Source organism: bacterium (genome assembly GCA_021372515.1).
GTDB lineage: Bacteria > Gemmatimonadota > Glassbacteria > GWA2-58-10 > GWA2-58-10 > JAJFUG01.
Map to the genome: position 1 here is coordinate 1 of JAJFUG010000007.1, position 20,883 is coordinate 20,883.

The 20,883-nt window shown below is 65.0% G+C and carries 14 protein-coding genes; 8 read left to right on the forward strand and 6 right to left on the reverse strand.

Annotated features, from left to right (window positions below; all coding sequences use genetic code 11):
- A partial coding sequence (locus LLH00_00400; GenBank protein ID MCE5269726.1) for a hypothetical protein occupies nucleotides 1-330 on the reverse strand: 330 nt, incomplete at its 3' end.
- Nucleotides 331-364: 34 nt separating this feature from the next.
- On the reverse strand, nucleotides 365-2,509 hold the full coding sequence (locus tag LLH00_00405) for an alpha-galactosidase (protein MCE5269727.1): 2,145 nt from the start codon (nucleotides 2,507-2,509) through the stop codon (nucleotides 365-367).
- A gap of 304 nt (nucleotides 2,510-2,813) precedes the next feature.
- On the opposite strand from LLH00_00405, the gene LLH00_00410 reads away from it, so the two are divergent.
- Both LLH00_00410 and LLH00_00415 read left to right on the forward strand, forming a co-directional pair.
- Nucleotides 2,814-4,586, forward strand: coding sequence for a hypothetical protein (locus LLH00_00410; protein ID MCE5269728.1), 1,773 nt, complete (start codon nucleotides 2,814-2,816; stop codon nucleotides 4,584-4,586).
- A gap of 171 nt (nucleotides 4,587-4,757) precedes the next feature.
- On the forward strand, nucleotides 4,758-6,971 hold the full coding sequence (locus LLH00_00415; GenBank protein MCE5269729.1) for an alpha-galactosidase: 2,214 nt from the start codon (nucleotides 4,758-4,760) through the stop codon (nucleotides 6,969-6,971).
- Nucleotides 6,972-7,132: 161 nt separating this feature from the next.
- On the opposite strand, the gene LLH00_00420 is transcribed toward LLH00_00415, so the two are convergent.
- From LLH00_00420 to LLH00_00435, 4 genes are all read right to left on the reverse strand, one after another.
- Nucleotides 7,133-7,864 carry a BON domain-containing protein gene (locus LLH00_00420; protein ID MCE5269730.1) on the reverse strand — a complete coding sequence of 244 codons (732 nt, stop codon included), beginning with the start codon at nucleotides 7,862-7,864 and terminating at the stop codon, nucleotides 7,133-7,135.
- A gap of 470 nt (nucleotides 7,865-8,334) precedes the next feature.
- A complete protein-coding gene (locus tag LLH00_00425) occupies nucleotides 8,335-11,040 on the reverse strand; it encodes a c-type cytochrome (GenBank protein ID MCE5269731.1) in 2,706 nt (901 codons plus the stop codon).
- A complete protein-coding gene (locus LLH00_00430) occupies nucleotides 11,037-12,116 on the reverse strand; it encodes a hypothetical protein (GenBank protein MCE5269732.1) in 1,080 nt (359 codons plus the stop codon). The genes LLH00_00425 and LLH00_00430 overlap by 4 nt, the downstream gene beginning before the upstream one ends.
- A 436-nt stretch (nucleotides 12,117-12,552) precedes the next feature.
- The gene (locus tag LLH00_00435) at nucleotides 12,553-13,782 is read right to left on the reverse strand and encodes a Gfo/Idh/MocA family oxidoreductase (GenBank protein ID MCE5269733.1); all 1,230 of its coding nucleotides are present in this window, start codon (nucleotides 13,780-13,782) and stop codon (nucleotides 12,553-12,555) included.
- A 164-nt stretch (nucleotides 13,783-13,946) separates the two neighbouring features.
- Between LLH00_00435 and LLH00_00440 the strand changes: the two genes are divergently transcribed.
- From LLH00_00440 to LLH00_00465, 6 genes are all read left to right on the forward strand, one after another.
- Complete coding sequence (locus tag LLH00_00440) at nucleotides 13,947-14,912, forward strand: FAD:protein FMN transferase (GenBank protein ID MCE5269734.1); 966 nt, start codon at nucleotides 13,947-13,949, stop codon at nucleotides 14,910-14,912.
- Nucleotides 14,913-15,000: 88 nt separating this feature from the next.
- Nucleotides 15,001-16,029, forward strand: a complete 1,029-nt coding sequence (locus tag LLH00_00445; protein MCE5269735.1) for an NAD-dependent epimerase/dehydratase family protein — start codon at nucleotides 15,001-15,003, stop codon at nucleotides 16,027-16,029.
- On the forward strand, nucleotides 16,026-16,610 hold the full coding sequence (locus LLH00_00450; protein ID MCE5269736.1) for a hypothetical protein: 585 nt from the start codon (nucleotides 16,026-16,028) through the stop codon (nucleotides 16,608-16,610). The genes LLH00_00445 and LLH00_00450 overlap by 4 nt, the downstream gene beginning before the upstream one ends.
- Nucleotides 16,611-16,957: 347 nt before the next feature.
- Nucleotides 16,958-17,695, forward strand: coding sequence for a DUF92 domain-containing protein (locus LLH00_00455; GenBank protein MCE5269737.1), 738 nt, complete (start codon nucleotides 16,958-16,960; stop codon nucleotides 17,693-17,695).
- A gap of 14 nt (nucleotides 17,696-17,709) precedes the next feature.
- Nucleotides 17,710-18,672, forward strand: a complete 963-nt coding sequence (locus LLH00_00460; GenBank protein ID MCE5269738.1) for a UbiA family prenyltransferase — start codon at nucleotides 17,710-17,712, stop codon at nucleotides 18,670-18,672.
- A 41-nt stretch (nucleotides 18,673-18,713) separates the two neighbouring features.
- Nucleotides 18,714-20,876 carry an alkaline phosphatase family protein gene (locus LLH00_00465; GenBank protein MCE5269739.1) on the forward strand — a complete coding sequence of 721 codons (2,163 nt, stop codon included), beginning with the start codon at nucleotides 18,714-18,716 and terminating at the stop codon, nucleotides 20,874-20,876.
- Nucleotides 20,877-20,883 lie beyond the last annotated feature (7 nt).

A 20,883-nucleotide genomic window follows, 5' to 3' on the forward strand; every position in this document is an offset into this window, starting at 1 on the left:
CTGGGAGCCCTTGTCGTAGACACAGGGCAGCGAGCCGCCCTGGCCCCCGAACCCGACCCGCGTGTCGAGATCGTTCTGTCTCTCGGTGTATTCGGTCCTGTCGCTGCTGAAATCATCGTACCAGATCGTGCTGGCGGCGGCCGCCTGGGGCTGCGTGGGCAGCATCCGCACGGACAGGATGCGAGGGGTCTCGGGGCCGTCCAAGCCGCCCGCCTGGGCGCGCAGGCCCGTGGGGGCCCAAGTTGCGAGCAGCGCGGCCACGCCGAGCACGACCCCGCTCAGATATTTGCGACCCGCGGTTGCCATGGAACCGGACAAGTCAGTGTTCATACCGTATTCCTTTCCTGAAGGATAAGCGTTTCACTCAGCGGGGGGCGGCCCGGATGAGCAGGTGTTCTTTCACCTGAGCGTTCAGTACGGCCTGCGGCCCGCCCGTGACCTCACCCAGGGGGGTGTCCCCGTTCTCGTAGTCGGTCAAATTGTAGGCGCGCCCCGGCTGCAGCCCGCGCAGCGGCAGCGCGCCGTCGAACCCCTCGGCGAACACGGCATAGTAGAGGGTGTCGCCCCGAGCCACCACGTGGGTCTCGGGACTGTCCCAGGCGATATCGTAGAGGTTCTCGTACTCGCCCTCGTACAGGTGCAGCTTCGCGTTCAGGGCGAACCACTTTTGCCACAGGCTGAGGATGCCCTTGTTGTTGTCCCAGGTGCGGACCACGTCATCCGGGCCCAGCTCGGTGAACTTGGTGCCGATGATCCCGCCCAGGGCCAGGGTGCTGGCGAAATCCTTGCCAGGTCCGTGCTGGTCTCGCCACTCGGGGCCCTTGTCCGGGCCGGTCGAAAGCTCCACGTGATCGCCGTAGGGCGCGCCCGCGCTGCCGAACAGGGCGCGGAACATCTTGATCCGGGCGCGCGTCTGGTCGCTGGAGGTGGGGTCGGAGGTGACCTGCTGGTTGTAATAAGGGAACTTGTAGGGCTGGGGTGGAGTGCCGCACTCGCAGACCTCCAGCACGCAGCCGGGCTTGATCGAATCGGCCAGGGCCTGGATCGCGGCGAACAGGCGGGCCTGGGCCTCGCAGGACTCCTCGGGCCGGGCATGATGGTGGGCCGGGTTGTAGCAGGGCGGGGCCACATCCAGATGGTCGCCGTCCATCTTGAACGCGTCGTAATTCCAGTCTATCATGAAACGCCGCACCAGACCGAGCTGCTGCTCGACCACCGGGGCATAGGCCGGGCAGAGGTAGACGCTGTGCCAACCGCCCGGCATGGTCTTGCCGTCCTTGTCCAGCAGCAGCCATTCTGGGTGCTCTTTGTACAGGGGGTCGCGCTCGTGCACGCTTCCAGGCACCCACCAGAGCTTGGCCTTGAACCCGCCGGCGTGGATACTGTCCACCAGGGCGCGCATGTCGGATTCGCCGTGCGGGAATTTCTCGGGCCGGAGCGGCCAGCGGCCGAAACTGACATACCAGCCGTCATCCACCACCACCACCGGGATGCCCAGTTTTTTGACCGCAGGCAAGGATTTAAGTATATCGTTCGGCACGAATTTGTCGTAAAAACCCCATCCGCACCAGATGGGCTCATAAGCGCCTTTCGGAGCGCGGGCGAACTGCATCCCCCGGGCGTGCAGCTCGTTGGCCCAGGCGCGCAGGGCGTTGAAATAGTCCCCCTGGAATACGCCCAGCATCACCGGCAGGCCGATCACCCGTCCCGCGCTGTCCGGGCGGCTGAATTCGGCCTCGCGGGTCAGGGCCAGCTCCACCGTGCTGTCCGGGCGCACCGCGACCGGGAAAGCGCAGACCCGGTGCACCGTGTCCACGTGGGCCAGCAACAGGCCAGCCGCGCGGGTCCAGAGGTAGAGCACCGGCAGCCCTCCGCCGCCGGTCTGTCCCTGGATGTTGCGCACCGTGTTGTTTGGCGCGTTGTATCCCTGGCTCAGGTGGATCATTGTGTACCACTGGCCCCACTTGTAGCCCATGCCCTGGAACAGGTAGTAGTCCCAGGGTGCGGCCGCCGGGCGGCCGCCCAGATCGGCGCGGGCCTGGAGACGGTAGAAAGCTGAGCCGGAGCAAGCAGCCGCGGCCGCGCCACTCAGGCCCAGGATATCGGTCCGCGCGAGAACAACGCCAGGGCTGGCCTGGTTCATGCATAGGCTCGCCTCCAGGCTCACGCCGGCGAACTCTTTCGAATCCGGGGCGGTCAGGCTGAGTTTCAGCCCGCTCTGGCCGGCCGGAAGCCCGCTCAAGGGCGCCGCGCCGCTGACCCGGAAATCGGTCCAGCCGCCGGAGATGTCTTTCAGGCGGAACGCGGCCTCGGACCCGCTGGTCACACTTTCCCAGCGGTCCTGCGCCTTGCGGCTTATTACCAGGCCGCCCGCGCCGGTGACCTCCACCCTGATCACGCCGTCCTCCAGCACGGTCCGGCCCGGGGCCCCGGAGCAGGAAACGTTGACAACCACAAATAAGACCGTCAGGACAGCGGCGGCGACACGGCTCAGGGCAGCATTGAACATTCGTGTGACTCCGGGTCGGTTATGAAGCTGCTGCGTGATTTACCCGGCGCGCTCCCGGCCGGACATCTGCGGCGGGCCCGGGCAAGTGCGGGGTCTGATTATTGCAAACAAAAAGGATGCCAGAAACATGGTGAGAGATATATCTTTAAATCATAGTGTTTTGACTCACAAGAATTATCTTGTCCGCTTCTCATTTTCGTAAAACCCAATCACAGTTCTGAGAAACCCGGCCGCGCAGGCGTCTCTGTCAGCGGGACAGGTTTTGTCGGGACAACGGATCACATATCCCGGACGAGGATAGCCAATGGAAAGTATCGGCCTCAAGAGCGCGGCGACAATCGACTACCTGGTTATCGTGGCTTACATGCTGACCCTGGTCTGGATCGGGCGGTTTTTCTCCAAGTACAACAAGAACATCGAGGACTTTTTCAAGGGCGGGAGCAAGCTGCCCTGGTGGGTGGGCGGGATCAGCGCGTTCATGGCCGGGTTCAGCGCCTGGATGTTCACCGGCGGGGCCGGGGTGGTGTATGAGCGCGGACCGATTGGAGTAATGGCCCTCTGCACGGGGCTGTTAGGCACTTTCTTCGGCTGGCTGATTTTCGCCAAGCGCTGGCGGCGCAGCCGGGTGACCTCGATGTTCGAGTACGTCTCCACCCGTTTCAACCTTTCGGCGCAGCAGGCCATGTCGTGGACCTACCTGCCGATGAACCTGTTCTATTGCAGCACCGTGCTGCTGGCCACCAGCATTTTCATCACCGCCGCGCTCGGAATCAACGAAATCAATCTGATGCGGCTCGGCCTGCCCTGGGATTACAACCTGAGCGCAATCCAGCTCACGATCGTGATGTCGGGCGTGGTTATCCTGTTCTACTGCTATTTCGGGGGCCTGCTGGCCGTGACCAGCGCGGATGTGCTCTCGTTTCTGATCATCATTCCCCTGGCCGTGCTGATCGTGCCGCTGATCCTGATAAAGCTGGGCTCGGTGAGCTTGGTGTTCAGCACGCCGCCGGCCTACTCCATGCCGGCCGAGAAAAGCATCCTGGGCGAGCCGATCACCGTGTTCTTCGTGCTGATGTGGCTCATTAGCAACATCCACAGCTACAACACCAACCCGATCGTGCAGCGCTACTGGAGCGTACCCAACGAGCGGGAGGCGCGCAAGGTGGCCCTTCTGTGCACGATCCTGTTCGTGTTCGGCATCTCGGTCTGGTCTATCCCGCCGCTGGCCGTACGCCATCTGTATCCCGACCTGGCGAAAGTCTGGACCACGCTGAAAGCACCGGCCGAGGGGGCCTATGTGAGCGCCTGCCTGGCCGTGCTGCCCCACGGGCTGGTCGGGATCATGTTCGCCGCCATTTTCGCCGCCAGCATGAGCTCCATCGACTCGACTCTCAATTTCGTCTCCGGCTTCTTCACCAACGACATCTACCGCAAGACCCTCCGGAAAAATGCCAGTCCCGAGCACCTGCTCAAGGTGGGCCGTCTTTCCACTCTCATCATCGGGATCATCTCGATCCTGCTTGCCCTGGCCATGAGCGCCCGGGGCGGAGCGTTCTCGTGGATGATCCTGATGGACCGGATATTCACCACGCCGATAGTGGTGCCGCTGCTCCTGGGCCTGTTCTTCCCGAAACGTGGCAGCATGGCCGCGCTGGTGGCTTTCAGCGTGACTTTCATCTACAACCTCGTGGTCACGATCTTTTTCAACATGGATTACTCACAGATGATGTTCACCAGCTTTGTGCTGGCCTATATCACATTCTTCGCCGCGGCGGTCCTGATCCCGGACAGCGAGGCCAAGAAAAAAGAGATCCGCGACTTTTTCCGCCTGCTTGACACCCCGGTCCAGGAGAGCACCGAACTGGCCGCGGCCGAGATCGACAAGCTCTCGATGCTGGGCTTCATCGGCAAGCTGGCCACTGCCACCGGGCTGGCGATCTGCGCCATGGTCCTTATCCCCCAGCCCTGGCCCGAGCGGCTCAAGGTCCTGAGCGGCGGCGCGGTGGTGCTGGGCCTGGGCCTGTCCATGCTCTGGAGCGACCGCAAGCAGGCGCGACGGGCCACGTCCAAAGATTGAGACTGCACAGACCATCGGCAAACAATGCGCGGAAGGGGCGGCTGCCTGAAAGGGCCGCCCCTTTCCGTTTCCCCACGCTACACGGGCAGGCTTGACCCCCGCCCAGGCTCGCAGTAAACTTCCTGCATCCCGACCCAAGCCATTGCCGCCACCGCCGACAAGGACTCTACCATGCCCAAGGCCCTGTCCGTTCGCTTTCAGCCGCTGATCGCTCTATCGCTCCTTCTTCTGCTCGTTCCGGCAGCCGCGGTCCTGTGCGACGGGGCGGCGATCCGCACCGACTCCAACCCCACGCGCTGGACCCTGAGCACCGCGCACTCCAGCTACCAGGTGATCCTGGGCGCGGACAGCGTGCTGGCCGCGGGCTGGTTCGGCCCCGTCTCGGGCGCGCGCCTGTTCCAGACCCCGGAGGGGATCCGCCCGGAGGAGGGCGGCACCACTGTGCGCGAGGTGCCCTGCCGCGGCGGCTACCAGGCGCTGACCCCGGCCCTGGAGGTGGTGTTCGAGGACAACGTGCGCGAGCTGGAGCTGGTCTACAGCGGCTCGGCCAGCGGCGAGCTGGAGGGTTGCCCCTTCATCCGTTTCGACCTGCGGGACACTTACTACCCGCTCCAGGTGAGCGAGTACATCCGCGTGCTGCCGAAGCTGGACATGTACGAGAAATGGCTGGTCCTGGAGAACACCGGCAAAAAGAACATCCTGGTCGAGAACGCCCAGTCCGGCTCGCTGATCCTGCCCCCCGGCCAGTACGAGCTGACCCAGCTTTCGGGCGAATGGGGCCGCGAGTTCTACCCCCGCACGAGCCTTCTGACCGCCGGGGTGAAATCGATCTCGATCAACGCGCTCAAGAGCCAGCCCCACGCCCCGTTTTTCCTGCTGCGCCCGGCGGGCGAGCGCGATGAGTTCAACGGCGACACCTGGTTCGGCGAACTGGCCTGGACCGGCAACTGGCGGATCGACTGCGCGGTCAATCCGAACGAGCGGACCCAGGTAACGGGCGGGATCAACTGGTGGAACTCCCACTGGAACCTGGCCCCGGGAGCGAAGTTCGAGACCCCGAAGCTGATCTTCGGGTTCAACCCGGAGGGGCCGGCCGGGGCGAGCCGCAGCCTGCACCGCTACCTGGTGGACCACGTGCTGCCCGGCAACGCCGCCCGCGAGCCGGCCAAAGTGCTCTACAACAGCTGGTACGCCACCGAGTTCCGCGTGAACAGCGCCCAGCAGATCGCCTTGGCGAAAACCGCCGCCGAGCTGGGGGTGGAGCTGTTCGTGATGGATGACGGCTGGTTCCGCGGGCGCAAGGACGACAAGGCCGGCCTGGGCGACTGGAACGTGGACCCGGACAAGTTTCCCCAGGGGCTGGGGCCGCTGATCCAGGCGGTGAACGGCCTGGGGATGGATTTCGGGCTGTGGGTGGAGCCGGAGATGGTGAACCCCAACAGCGACCTCTATCGCGCCCACCCCGACTGGGCCCTGCACACTCCGCACCGCAAGGCCCACACCGGACGCAGCCAGCTGGTGCTGAATCTGGCCCGCGAGGACGTGAAAAAATTTACACTGGAATGGCTGGACAAGCTTCTGAGCGAGAATAACATAAAATTCATCAAGTGGGACATGAACCGCTACGTGAGCGAGGCCGGCTGGCCCGAGGCACCCACTGCAGAGCAGCGCGAGCTGTTCATCCGCTACGCGCGCAACATGCTGGAGATCTGGAGCAGCCTGCGCGCCCGTCACCCGCAGGTGGTGTTCGAGAGCTGCTGTTCGGGCGGCGGGCGGGTCAACCCGCAGATACTGTCCGTGGCCGAGCAGGTCTGGACCAGCGACAACACTGACCCCGGCGACAGGTTGCACATCCAGTACGGGTTCAGCTACGCTTTCCCCGCCCGCAGCATGGTCAACTGGGTGACAGACGAGGAATGGCATAGGAAAGCCACACCGCTCGAGTTCCGTTTTCACTGTGCAATGGCCGGCAACCTGGGCCTGGGAAGCGACCTGAGCCGCTGGGGCGAGGCGGAGAAGGCCCTGGCGAAAAAGATGGTCGCCCGCTACAAGCAGGTGCGCCGCACGATCCAACTCGGCGACCAGTACCGTCTCCGGAACCCGTTCGAGGCGGACCGCATGGCCGTGGAGTTCGTCTCGCGCGACAGCTCCGAGGCGGTGGTGTTCGCTTTCCAGACCCTGGAGACCACGAAAATGGCCGGCGCCTCCAGCCGCGGCTCCACCCGTCTTACCCTGCACGGCCTGGACCCGCAGGCCACATATCGGGTGGATTACGGTGAGCACAGCGAGGAAATATCCGGAGAAATTCTTATGGCTGCGGGGATCGAGCCGGAGCTTGACGGCAATTATTCCAGTTGCATGATCGTTCTCCGCAGGCTGGACTGAGGCGCAAAAGAAACGCCGGGCCGTGGTCACCCACGGCCCGGCATCTATATCGGCCAGCCAATCACATCCTCTGCCTCACCCGCAGCCCCTTCCTCCCCCATGCACCCCAACGAGGCTGGCCGAACAACGGCAGCCGCAAGCGGCGGCCGGATTAGTCAGTGTCAGAGGGCCAGTGAACTGGTCACGCCCGTGACACCCATCACCCGCTTGACTTCACGCGGGATGTTATCCTTCTCCCACAGCGTGCCCACCGTGCCGCTCAACGATACCCGGCCAGCGGTCACACTGGCCTTGACCTTGTCCTTGGCCAGGGGGAAATGGTCCTCGATCGTGGCGTTCACCAGGGCCTGGATATCCTGATCGGACATGGGCTTGGAGGTCTTGGCCAGCACCTGGATGTTGTTTTCCATCCCCTTGACCCCATCCTGGTACACAGTCACCTTCTCGGCCGCTTCCATTTCCTTGAAAGTCTGCACCTTACCGGCCAGGGTGACCATACCTTCATTCACGTTGACCGCGATGTCCTCGGGCGCCAGGATGCGGCTGTTTATCCTGAGGCCGTCGACAATCTGGTTCTTGATCTGCTGATCGGTCATGGGCTCGGGCGGGAGCACCTTGATTTCCACCGCGACCTTCTTCACCCCTTTGACCCGGCTGGCGATCTCGTAGATATCGTACTCATCGGCCAGGGTGCTCACCTCGCCTTTCAGGACCACCTCGCCCGGGGCCTTGACCTCCACCCGCACCGGCACACCTTCGTAGTAGCGGCTCAGGGCGCCCTCGATCTCATGGTCGAGAGTCCGGGTCGGTGAAGCGGCGAAAAGGGCCTGCATGGCGAACAGCGATAACGCGCTCAGAATCAGAGCAATCTTCCCATCCCATTTGGCTGACATTGCAGCCTCCTTTTTTCTGCTTGGGAAACCCCTGTTTCCCATGGTGTTCAGAGTCAACCCCGTTACGATGCGGCAACGAACAGCGTCGACTATGCTACTTCAAGCCCAGTCCTCCTACCCGGTCGCCGGGTGTGCACTTACCTTTCAGCCTGTCAATGTTAACCGGAACGTTGTTTTTTTCTTCCGGTCCTGGCGTGTCAAGATGCAACAAGCGTACCCGATTGCGAGGAGCCCGCCGGATGCCCGTCATTCAAGGATTTACCCGGCCAGCCCTCCGGCCTTGCCCCGGCGCCCCCACCGGATTACCCGAGAACAAACCCGCCTTTACCCCAAAGGGGGCAGGCTTGCCCTAAACGCACCCAGGCCCCGCGGCAACAAAAAAACGGGGCCTCCGCTCAGGAGACCCCGTTACACTCCGACCGCCGCAAATTACCAGTGTCAATTCATCAATCTGTCAACCCCGGATGCGTTCAGGGCTTAGCCTCCGCCGCCTGCGGCAGCCCGAAATCCACGCTCACTCGCACAGGCCGCTGCATGTTCGCATGGTGGATCGGGTCGGTCATCTCCTGCGTGTGGCAGAGGGCGCAGGAACTGTTGGCCCCGATCGTGTAAGGGCTGCCCTGGTACTGCAGCGGCTGGATCACGTCCCGCAGCTCGCCGGCCGGGTTACGCGCCGGGTAGACCGCGTGGGTGGAGCCGTGGCAGGCGATACACTTGATCTGGGCGTTGTCGTGGTACATCCGGTAGAGGTACTGCGGCTCCTCGTTGTACTTGTTGAACGCCGTGGCCCCCGGCTCGGGCGGCTGGAAATCGACATGGCAGCCGAAACAGTCCGGGCTCTCGAGCCACGGGGTGCGCGGCTTGACCGCGCCCAGGCTGTCGACCGCGCGCGGTGCGAGGTTCGCCATCAGTCCGGCCGTGGAGGGCTTCTCGGTCTGCTTGGTCAGAAGGCTCAGGGCCATGTCCTCGATCGCCCCGTGGCAGCGCGAGCAGTGCATGTTGACCGAGGCCTCGCCGTGCACCCCTCGCAGGCAGCGGGTCAGACGCTCGAAAGCGACGGGGTGGCACATGGCGCAGGAGTGGTCATCCATGCCGCGCAGGTAGTTGGCGTGCCAGCCGTGCATGGCCCCCGAGAGGTTCAACACGCCGGGCTTGCCCTCGGCGCCCAGGGCCGGGTCGGCGTGACAGCTCTGGCAAAGCTTGGGATGCCCGGCCAGGGCGTCCTTGTACAGGGTCGTCCCATTGATCCGGTCGTGGGCCTGAAGGATATTGCCCGCGGTCTCGGTGGAGATTCCGGCCACGCCTTCCCAGCGCGGCGCACCGCCGTGGCAACGCCAGCAGTCGGCCTCGGAGGAAACCGGAGCCACGGCCATGGTGCTGGCCAGCACCTGTCCGGTGGCGCTGTCCACCGCCTGCACGTGGACCAGCGGGTAGGCGTTGAACTTGCCGTCGTCCCGGTACGGCGAGATCGGTATCCACTTGGCCACGTACTTTTCGGCGTCGGCTTCCAGGTCCATGGTGCCGCTGGCGCTCTTGCCGGCCAAGCCGACTCCCGGCTGCAGATCGGCCCCGTAATTCTCCTTGACGTATTTCCAGAATGCGAGCTGCTCCTCGGGCTTCCGGTTGCCCGGTTCCAGCTCGTACTTGATCTGCACCCCGCTCGTGACCAGCACCGGCTTCGGGTCGCGCCGGATAAGCTGGGCCTCCAGCGTGTTGGCCGGGGGCAGGAAACTGAACATCTCGTCGCAGTCCGAGATACAGTGCATGCCCAGGTCGTTCCAGACCAGCAGCACGTACTGATCGTTCTTGGGGTCGAACGGCGGGATCTGCGGGTTCTCTTTCCAGATCAGGTCACTCTCGACTTCCGGCAAGGGCTTGGTATCGGACAGCGGACGGCCCTGCAGTTCTGAGTGTATATAGGTGGCCAGGGCCTCGCGCTCTGCGGCCGTGCCCACGAAAGGCGGCATGTAGGCCAGCACCTTGCCCTGGCCGGTCAGTTGCGCCACCAGGCCGTCGTAGTTGAAATTCTCCGTGCGCTTGAGGATGTTGTTGCGCAAGCCCCCCACGCTGTGGCAGGCCAGGCATTCGAGGTTGAATATCTCGTGTCCGGCTTGCAGGCGGTTCTCGGCCGTGACCGCGTGGACAGTGGTCCACTTGGCGTGCGTGAGCACACCCTCGCTGTCAAGCTTGGGCACATCCGCCACGAGGATGGAGTTGGAGTACATGTAGTGGGCGATCACATAGGGCTTGCGCGCGGTCTCGCGGGCGTACTCGAAACCGCCCATCCAGAGAAGGCCCACCGGCACCAGGATAAACAGCGCGGCTTTCTGCAGGCCGCGGCTGCGGCTGGCGCTCATCAGCACACCCAGGATGAACACCGCCACCGTGGCGGCGTACAGCGCGCCCAGCCAGGCGCGCATGTCGGGGTTCAGCCCGAAATTGACCGCGCGGAAATTGTCCGGCACCGACCAGAAATACCACAGCCCAGCGGGCGCCAGGCCGATCAGCGGATAGAGCAGCCACTTGGTGCAGTAGCGCACCAGGCGCTGGCGCAGCTCGTCGCTTTCCAGGTGCACGGTGGTCACGTAGCCGAACACGCCGGCGAACATCAGGGCGATGAACGTGCGGAAGAACAGCGACGGCCAGTAGGTGGGGTTGAAGAACCCGGCCCAGAACTCATGGGCTTCCAGCCAGCCGCCCGGGGTGAGCATGAAATCGATGATGCCGTTGATGACGAACAGGCTGAGCCAGGCGAAGGCGAAATACAGCCCGGCCAGCCAGAGACGCTGGTTGCGGCTCAAGCGGTCGAAGAAATAGTAGTAGATCAGCACCGAGACTATCTCTCCGACAAAGAACACGTACTCGATGGCCCAGCCGAAAACGAAGGTGTGGATCAGCGTGGTGGTGGCCGCGGGGCTCACCAGTGCGATGATGAACCAGATCCCCACCCCGGTCACCGCGCCGAACACATTGGTCAGAAGGACGAAGAACACGATATATTTCTTGAGGTAGGCGTGCACCTGGCCGTCGCCCTCGCGGAAACCTTTCAGGTCGGTGAGCCAGACAAACAGCCCGCCGCCCACCGCCAGGTGCGCCACGTATACGTGGATCACCGCCATCAGCGCGATCAGGGTCGGTCCCCCGATCCAGAGCGTTTCCCAGACCGGATAGTTCACAGCGCCCCCTTCCTGGCCGAGGCGGCCACGGCCCAGCGCAGCATCACGCCCACGATCACCAGCCCCACCACCAGCACGGCCAGGAACAGGCCGAACACGCCGTACATCGGGGTGACAGTCAGGCTTTCCACCTGGAAATAGGGCTTCAGGTACAGGTAGCGCAGGAACGTGCGCATAAGCACCATCGCCAGCATCACCACGGCGAACACACCCACGGTGAGCCAGAGTTTCTTGAGCATGGCGGCCATTATCAGGCCCAGGGCCGCAACTATCCCGGCAAACAGGACCAGGGTGTGGAGCATGCTGCCGCCCATGAACGAGAGCATGATCTCACGCGGCAGGGCCAGCAGCAGCCAGAACCCTATCACCATCTGCACCATCGTGGCGATGCCGAAAATCTTGAGCCCGGTGGCCACTCCGGCTTCGGCCTCGCCACTGCCACGCTTGCCCCGGATATGCCAGACCACCGCGCCGAACAGCCCGGCCACGGCGACAGCACCGGTGAGGAAATGCAGGTAGCGCGGCCAGAGCACCGGGGCGGCCAGACTGAGCAGGGTGCCGCCCCGGTTGTCGAAATAGCGGCTCCAGTCGCCGGGATGCAACTGGTGCGAGATGTTGTTCTGGAACATGAACGCGATGTAGAGCACCACCACGGCGCTCAGGCTCAACCAGGCCAGGCTGACCGCCCGGTTGGCGAACTTGCGGGAGTGGAAATGCGCCCCGTAGTAGGCCAGGATCAGCAGCGGAATCACCAGGATCCACCAGACCGCCATCAGTGTGGAGGCGGTGTAGAAAATGTGCCCATAGATCACCTGGAAAAATAGCAGGGGGGCGATCCCCAAGTTGATCCCCAGGGCGAAGGCGGTCGGCAGCTTGCTCTTGAGCGCCCCGGGCAGCCAGCCGGTGCGTCCCTGGTCCGGCCCGCCCAGCCGGGAGACAAGAGTGATCAGCGTGCCCCCGACAGCGACATTAATCACTATCAGGTGCAGCAGCAGCAAGCCGACCCCGAGCGCCTCCAGCACCCACCAGGGTGCCGGGATAGTCTCCGGCGAAGGCATGAGGCCGATTGGGTCCATAGACCGCCTCCTAAGGAAGGTTTGACGGAAACAGGCCATAAGGAGCAATCCGAGCCAAGGACGCTCCAGTCCGCAAGATCATCCCGGACAGCGCGCCGGGTTGTGTATGGAAAGAAAAGGCCGCAAAGCGGCGTAAGACTTGTGTCATCGGCTGGAAAACGCTCCACCGGAGAATGCCGTTCCGGTTCCTGTCATATTCAACGCAGCGGAGACAGGGTTTGTTATCCCGGACCGTCGGGGTTACCCTCCATGTATGAACGTTTTCATAGATTGTACAGTTTTGTAAATAATGTGTCAAATGGCTGGCAGTTTTTTCTTATTCTGTAAACAGCACTTCGATTAACCGCGGGGGCGGGCGGCCACACTTCCGGCGAGAGAAAGCCGCCCCCCGCAGATCCGGAGGACGGCTTCTGAATACCGCTGAAAACAGTGCTCTTCAGACTTCGATAATTTTCCCCTCGCGCGCGCTCTGCGTGGCCGCGATGCAGATACGTGTCACCCGCACCGCCTCGTCCGGCCCGATCAGGTGCGTGCCCTGGCCGCGCAGCTCGGCCACGAAATCGGCGAACAGCATGGGCGGCTCGGCCAGGGGCAGGTCGACCGGCTTGGCTGCGGTGGTGATAAGCTCCACCCGCGTGTCCAGGTCCTTGGTCTCGACAACGCCGCCCGAGCCGATCACCCGCAGACGGTCATCGCCGTGGGTGGGGGCGGTTTCAGGACGCAGGTAGTCGGCGGTCATGGCGGCGGCGGCGCCACCCTCGAACTGGAGGTTTAACACGGCGTAATCCTGGCAGCCGGGATAATCCGGGTGCGCCAGGTTGCCATGCATGGCCTCGACCTTTTTCACCTCCAGGCCGGTCGACCAGCGCATGAAATCGATGGCGTGGATCGCCACCCAGAGGATCGTGCTGCCGTAAATGTCGGCCTGCTTGTAGAACCAGGGCCGTTCCTCGCCCCACTTGTAGGATTTCTGGGCCGAGGCCAGGGCCACCTTGCCCACCGAGCCGGCCTGCACGGTGCCGCGCAGGGTGTAGATCGTGGGGGCGAAACGCATGCTGAAAAGAGCTGACAGACGCACGCCGCTCTTTTTCACCGCCGCCTCCAGCATGTCCAGATCGGCGTTGTTGACCGCCACCGGCTTTTCGCACAGCACGTTCACCCCGTGGGCCGCCGCCGCGGCCGAGGCGTAGGCGTTGCGCACATAGGGCAGGCAGACCACGGCGATGTCCAGCTTTTCCTTGTCCAGCATCTCCTGGTAGGTTTCGTAGACCTTAAGCTTGTCGTGGTGCCAGCTCTGTCCGGCGCACCACTTGCGCCTGGCGTCCAGATCGTAGGCCCCGCCGCGGCGCGGGCTGCCGTCCGCGTTGTACTCCCAGTCGCCGTCCTCGAACGCGTGGGCCGCAATCTGCGCCCCCGGTATCTTGGGCAGGGCGTTGAATATCTCATAGGTGTGGCCCTCATCGCCGATCATGCCGATCCGCAGCGGGGCGGCCGGGTCCAGACGGGCGGCCGGGGCGGCTCCCATCACCGCCGGGACCGGGCCGGCAGCCCCGAACAGGCCGGAGCCGGTGGCGGCCAGGCCCAGGCCGGCCGCGCCCAGGGTGCGGATGAACTGACGGCGGCCGGTGGCGCCGCAAGCGAAGTCGAACGGGCTGTTGCCGGACATCTTTAGCTCCTTGCTGCGGGTGGTTAAGCCTCTCTGGGGGTTCGTTCGTTGTCCCGGGACAGGTCCTCTGACAGTATATTAACAGTCGGGCCACGCCGGGGCCAGCCTGTCGAGCGCCGCCGGGTGTGGACTGGACAGTGAAAGTGTGATATCTTGGTGCTGGATTGAAACTTCATCAGGGCAACCCGGACCGGCAGGACGGTGTAGAACTGGAAAACGCCGAGCTTGAATACTACGAGGGCCTGGAGCGGGCCATGGGCACCGTCATCCGCCTGCACGCTTTCTACCCCCACGGGGAGCGGGCCTGGATGTACGCCCTGGCCGACAGCCTGTTCGACACAGTGCTGGCCGATGACCACCGCCTGAGCATCTACAAGGCCGACAGCCCGCTGAGCCGTCTGAACCGCGCCGCCGGGGGCGAACCGGTGGTCCTGGACCCCGACACGTTCGAGCTGCTCGCGGCCTGCGTCGGCTGGTGGAAGCTCACCGGGGGGCTGTTCGACATCACCGCCGGCGCGCTGATGAAAAAGCACGGGTTCCACCAGGGAGCCGCCCTGCCGAAGGAAGATGGCCCGCTGGACGCCGACTCCCTGCGCGCGCTGATCGGCTGCGACAAGCTGGAGCTAAACCGGGAGCGCCTCACCGCGCGCCTGGCCCGCCCTGGGATGCTGATCGACCTGGGCGGCGTGGCCAAGGGCTGGAGTGTCGAGGCCCAGGCCCGCATGCTGAGCCAGGCCGGCCTGAAAGATTTCGTGATCTCGGCCGGGACCAGCACCGTGGCGGCCCGCGGCGCCCCCCCGGGCGAGGCCGCCTGGCCCATGGAGCTGGAGGGCCTGGATGACCACTCCCCTGCGCACAGCCTCAGCCTCACCGACTGCGCAGTCTCGGTCTCGGGCAATTTCCGCAATACTATCAGCGGCGCGGGAGGAAAGGTGTTGCGACACATCATGAACCCGCTCACTCTGGAGCCGGTTGAGGAAATACGCCAGGTGATAGTGAGCGGGCCGGATGCCGCCGAGTGCGAGGCGCTCTCCACGGCGTTCCTCATCCAGGGAGCGGAAAGCGGCGTGTTCTCGCTCGAGGCGCGCGACGATATCGGCCTCAGCATCCTAAAGTCCGAAGGGCGATGATTGGAACGCCGGGCCTTGCTTTCGTCCCGGTCGATGCTTAGATTTGATAATCAATTGCAATCTTACCCTCTTTCCGTGGCGGTACGGTATGCGAATCCTGCTGACCGGGGCGAGCGGCTATCTCGGCAGCCGCATCCTGAACCAGCTCCTCGAGCACACCGGCCATGAAATTGCGGCCCTGGTGCGCCCGGGGCGTGAGCGCGCCCTGCCCCGGCACGCACGTGTGGTCCCGGTCGCGGGGGACATAACCGACCCAACCTCGTTACGCCTGGCGCTCAAGAGCTGCCGGGCGGCGGTCCACGCCGCGGCCAAGGTGTCCACCTGGGCGCGCGACCCGGCCGAGTTCGACCGGGTGAACGTCAAGGGTGCGTTCAATGTCCTGCGCGCCGCGGGCGAGGCCGGGCTGGACAAGGTCCTCTACGTCTCCTCGTTCCTGGCCCTGGGCTCCTCCGCCGGCACGCCGCTGGATGAGGACAGCCCGCACCTGCGCCAGTCACATTTCAACGACTACGAGCGGACGAAATACGCCGCCAATATTCAGGCCCAGGAGCTGGCCCAGGCCGGGCTGCCGCTGGTCACGCTCTACCCGGCGGTGATCTACGGCCCGGGGCCGTTCACCGCGGGCAACCTGATCTCGAACCTCGTGCGCGACCACCTTCGGGGCCGTCTGCCGGCGCGGATCGGCCACGGCCGTCAGCGCTGGAATTTCGTCTACGTTGAGGATGTCGCCGCCGGGGTGCGCCTGGCCCTGGAGCGTGGCAAGCCCGGCCGGAACTATATCCTGGGGGGCGAGAACGTGAGCCTGGGGCAGTTTTTCGCCGCTCTGGCAACGGCGAGCGGACAGCCTGCCCCGCGGCTGGCCGTGCCTTTCTGGGCCGCCCGCCTGATCGGCTGGGCCGAGGAGCGCCTGGCCACGCTGAGCGGGCGCATGCCGCAGCTCACCCGTGGCGTGGTGGACATTTTCCGCCGCGACTGGGAATTCGACTCCTCCCGCGCCGTGCATGAACTGGGCTACAGTGCCCGCCCCTTAAGCGAAGGCCTGGAGCTGACCGTGCGCTGGTTGCGGGAGTCCATCCCGGACTTAGAGGGCCAGAGCGGGCGAAAGGCGGCCCCATGACCGGCGAGAGCCGCCGTCAGATCGAGCACATGCTGCCCCTGGGCTTCGCGTTCCTGCTGCGCTGGCTGAGCCTGTGGCAGGCCGTGGCCTGCGCGCTTGGCGCGGTGGCCTACGGCCTCTGGGGCTCGCCCCGTCTCAACCGGGCCGGGGTGCGGCCGGAGGAGGCGGAGCGCGGCTACAGCCGGGGCAAGCTCTACTATGCATTGAGCGTGCTGGCGCTGATCCTCATTTTCCGCGACCGGCTGCACGTGGTGGCCGGGGCCTGGGCCGCGCTGGCCCTGGGTGATGGCGTGAGCAACATGGCCGGGCGCGCCTGGGGCAGACGGAAGCTGCCCTGGTCGGCGCAAAAAACATGGGTTGGGCTGGCCGCGTTTGTCCTGGCCGCCTGGCCGGGTATCGCGGCCCTGGTTTTCTGGACAGCGGCCGGCACCGGGGCGGTGCTGCCCTCGGCCGGCACGGGTATTATGTATTGCGGGCTGGCGGCCCTGGCCGCGGCCGTGGTGGAAAGCCTGCCCCTGCCGCGGGATGACAACCTGAGCGTGCCCGCGGCCGCGGCCGCGGTGCTGGCGCTGACGCTTTAGGAGTGAAACAAAAGCTCTTGCTGTGTTTTTCCTGTAAGCGGCCTCAGGGCCGCTGCTTTCAGGGGGCCGCGCCTGTCTGAGCCTCTCGCCAAGCCAGCGTGCAAGAGACGGCGAAAAGGCGCGGATGGAAGCTGATCCGGGGTGCGGCGGCGATTCGCGGCAGCGCCGCCGCTGCACACAAGAAGCGGAATCAAAGCTTCGGGAACACGTTAGGTTGAAAGAGCGGCGTGGCCTGGACGAGTTCGCGGCCCCCACGCCCTTTGGTCCTTTCGGGCAAGACCGAAAGGACGAAAATCAATTCCAGGTATCCGTAATTCTGGACTCGAGTCTGAAAAGGCAGGCCTGGCATGTTCCTGTCCTCCCATCCACTCATCGAGGCGCTCGCGGTCCCCCTGGTTTTCGGGGGCGCGGCCTACGCCCTGGGCACGGTCAGCCGGAGCGGACTGATCGGCGGGGTGGTTATCGGCGCTCTGGTCTACGGCTGCTCCGGGCTGGGCGGTTTTGCCGTGCTGGGTGTATTTTTCGTGCTGGCGAGCGGCCTCACCCGCCTGGGCTACAATGTCAAGGCGGCGCGGGGGATCGCCCAGAGCGGCCATGGGCGGCGCGGGGCGCGTCACGCCCTGGCCAACTGCGCCGTGGGCACGCTGCTTGCTATAATGTATAAAATCACGCACGGCTCGCCCCTGGTGGGGGCGCTGCTCACCGCCTCGTTCGCCACCGCCGCGGCCGACACCGCTGGCACCGAGTTCGGCTCGCTCTACGGCCGGCGCGCGTTCCTGGCCGCGAGCCTGAGGCCGGTGCCGCCCGGCACTCCCGGCGCGGTCTCGGTCGAGGGCACGGCGGCGGCTCTGGTCGCAGCGGTGGCAGTGGCGCTAACCGGGCTGACAACCGGACTTTTCAGCGGGGCGGCGCTCTGGGCCTCGGCCGCTGGGAGCGCTTTCGCCGCGGCCTACGCGGAAAGCCTCATCGGCTCGTTCCCGGGCCTGGAGCGCGCCCTGGGCAACGAGTGGCTCAACGTGCTCAACACCGCTCTGGGAGCGCTGCTATGCCTCATCGCGGCCCGAGTTGCCGGATTACCCGGCTGAACCACGGAAAAGAAATGGAAACCCTGGCGCGCTATTTCAAGTTCACCCGGCCTTTCACCCTTCTGCCGCCCATGCTGGGCATGCTGAGCGGCGCCCTGACCGCGGTGGGGGCCGGAGCGCACCGGGCCGGTCAGCCGTTCCTGGCTCACCTGGCCGCCCTGGGCGCCGGGCAGACTGTTATATTCATCCTGCTGGGCGGGACGATGGCTGCGGTGCTCAATGCCGCCTCCAACGTGCTTAACCAGATCACGGACCTTCAGAACGACCGGGTGAACAAGCCCGAGCGGATGATCCCCTCGGGAAGAATCAGCGTGGGCGCGGCGGCGCTGTATTCGGCGTTCCTGTACGCCGCGGCCCTGTGGCTGGCCTGGCTGGTGGCTCCGGGCGGGCGGCGGGAGTGTTTCACCCTGGTGGCCGTGGCAGCGGCCCTGACCTATGTCTACTCGGCGCGCCCTTTCCGCACCAAGCGCCACTGGCTCCTGGCCAACCTGACCATCGCCGTGCCGCGCGGCTGGCTGCTCAAGGTGGCGGGCTGGTCGAGCGTGGCCGCGATCGCCGGGGACATCGAGCCCTGGTACATCGGCGGAATATTTTTCCTGTTCCTTCTGGGCTCGGCCTCGACCAAGGACTACTCCGACATGGCCGGCGATAAGGCCGCGGGCTGCATCACCCTGCCGCTGCGTTTCGGGGTGCGCGCCTCGGCCTGGATGATCGCGCCCTCGTTCGTGGTCCCCTGGCTGATGATGCCGTTGGGGATAGTGGTAACGCGGCCCGGCGGCGGGCCGATCCTGTCGGGCAACCCGTATGTGCTCGTGGCCCTGGGTTTCTGGCTCGCCCTCTACGGGGCCTACACGGCCTGGCTGATCCTGCGCGACCCGGAGAGCCTGGCCGCCACCGAGAACCATCCCTCCTGGACCAACATGTACCGTCTGATGATGATGGCCCAGGTGGGCTTTGCCGTGGCCTATATAGTGTGAGAGATTGAAACTCCCCCACCAGGGAACATGAGGTGATAGAGATGGAAAAGCCGGATCGGAAAACAGCCGCAGAGCCGGGCGCGGGGATCAGCCGGCGCGAGCTTCTGACCCAGGCCACGGTCGCGGCCGGGGCAGCCCTGACAGTTTCGCTGGGAGGCTGCGGTGGAAAGATGCCCACTGTCCAGCCCCGCGCGCTCAAGCAGAAAGCCATAATCCTGGGGTTCGATGCCGTGGACCCCGGCCTTCTGGATGAATTCATGGCCGCCGGGGAGTTGCCCAACCTGGCCCGCCTGGCCGCCGAGGGCGGCTACACCCGCCTGGCCAGCTCCATCCCGCCCGAGTCGCCGGTGGCCTGGTCCACCTTCTCGGTCTCGGCCCAGGCCGGTGTGCACGGGATTTACGATTTCCTGAACCGCGACCCGGCAGACTACAATCCGAAAATATCCGCCGTACGCCCGGTGAACCCGCGTTTCCTGTTCGACCTGATCCCGCTGGAGAAGCCCTCGGCGGTCTGCCTGCGCAGCGGCGTGCCGTTCTGGGCCGTGGCGTCCGATAATGGAATAAAAAGCGCGGTGCTCCAGGCTCCGGTCTCGTTCCCGGCCACGAGCCTGGCCGCGGGCAGTGTGCTGCTGACCGGACTCACCACTCCCGACCTGCGCGGCACCCAGGCCACCTACCAGTTTTTCACCAGCGATATCTACGGCGAGAGCAGCGGCGAGACCGAGTTCGGCGGCAAGGTCACACCGCTGGAGTTTGACCCGCAAGGTCGGGCCGAGGCGCGGGTCATCGGCCCCTGGAACCCGGTCACACGCCAGCGTCGCGTCCGGCTGCTCGACAAACGCGCCAAAGCTTCGTCCACCGGTGACAGCCAGGCTGTCGAGAGCCTGGAGCGCGAGCTGAAGGCGTTGGATGCCGAGGATAACCTGAGCGTGCCCATCGCGTTCCAGCGCAATGGGAAGGACCGGGTGACAGTAGAGCTGAACGGGCAGAAAATCGAGCTGGCCGAGGGAGTCTGGAGCGACTGGGTCGAGGTGGCGTTCGAGCTGAATTTCCTGCTCAAGGTGCGCGGGTTCTGCCGCCTGATCGCCACGCAGATCGGCGACGAGGTGAAAGTGTTCATGTCGCCGGTCGAAATCCATCCCAAGGACCCGGTGCTGCCCATCTCGTGGCCCGGCGATTTCTCCGCCCGTCTGGCCCGCGCGATCGGCCTTTACAAGACCCGCGGCTGGGCCGCCGAGACCGCGGCGCTCAAAGAGCGGCGTATCGATGAGGCCGCGTTCCTGGACGACCTGAACATGATTTTCGACCAGCGCCGCGCCATGGCCCTGGAGGTGCTGGACAAGGACCAGCCGAACCTGTTCTTCGAGCTTTTCAGTTGTATCGACAGGGTCCAGCACATGTTCTGGCGTTTCCGCGACCCGGGGCATCCGATGTTCGACCCGGTCGAGGCCGGACGTTTCGGCGGGGCGATACTCTCTTTCTACAAGCGCATGGACTCTTTCGTGGGCGAGGTGCGCGCCCGCTACGAGGACCCGGACACGCTTCTGGTGGTGCTCAGCGACCACGGTTTCTCCTCGTTCCGCAAGGGGGTGAACCTCAACACCTGGCTGGTGCAGAACGGTTTCATGCGCCTGAAAGGCCAGATGCAGGGCCAGTACAACCTGAAAGACCTTTTCGGCGGGGGCGATTTCTTCCAGAACGTCGACTGGTCGGCCACGCAGGCCTATTCGCTGGGCCTGGGCCTGATCTTTGTCAACCTGGCCGGCCGCGAGGCGCAGGGGATTGTGCGGCCCGGCGAGGAGTACGACCACGTGGTGCGGGCCATCGCCGAGGGCCTGGCCGGGCTCGCCGACCCGGTTGACAGCGCCCCGGTGGTGAGCAAAGTCTACGCGGGCCGCGAGGTCTACCACGGCAAGCGGGTTGACGAGGCCCCGGACCTGGTGGTAGGTTTCCAGCGCAATTACCGGGTGAGCTGGCAGACCGCCCTGGGCGGGTTCGGCCCCGAGGTGGTGGAGCCCAACCGCGAAAAGTGGAGCGGCGACCACTGCAGCGTGGACCGCGACCTGGTCCCCGGGGTGCTGCTCTGCAACCGCAAGATTGTCCGGAGCGCCCCGGATTTGCGGGATATCGCCCCCACGGTGCTTAAGCACCTGGAATGCCCGGTCCCGCCCGAGTACGAGGGCCAGGACCTGTTCCAGGCTTGAATTATAT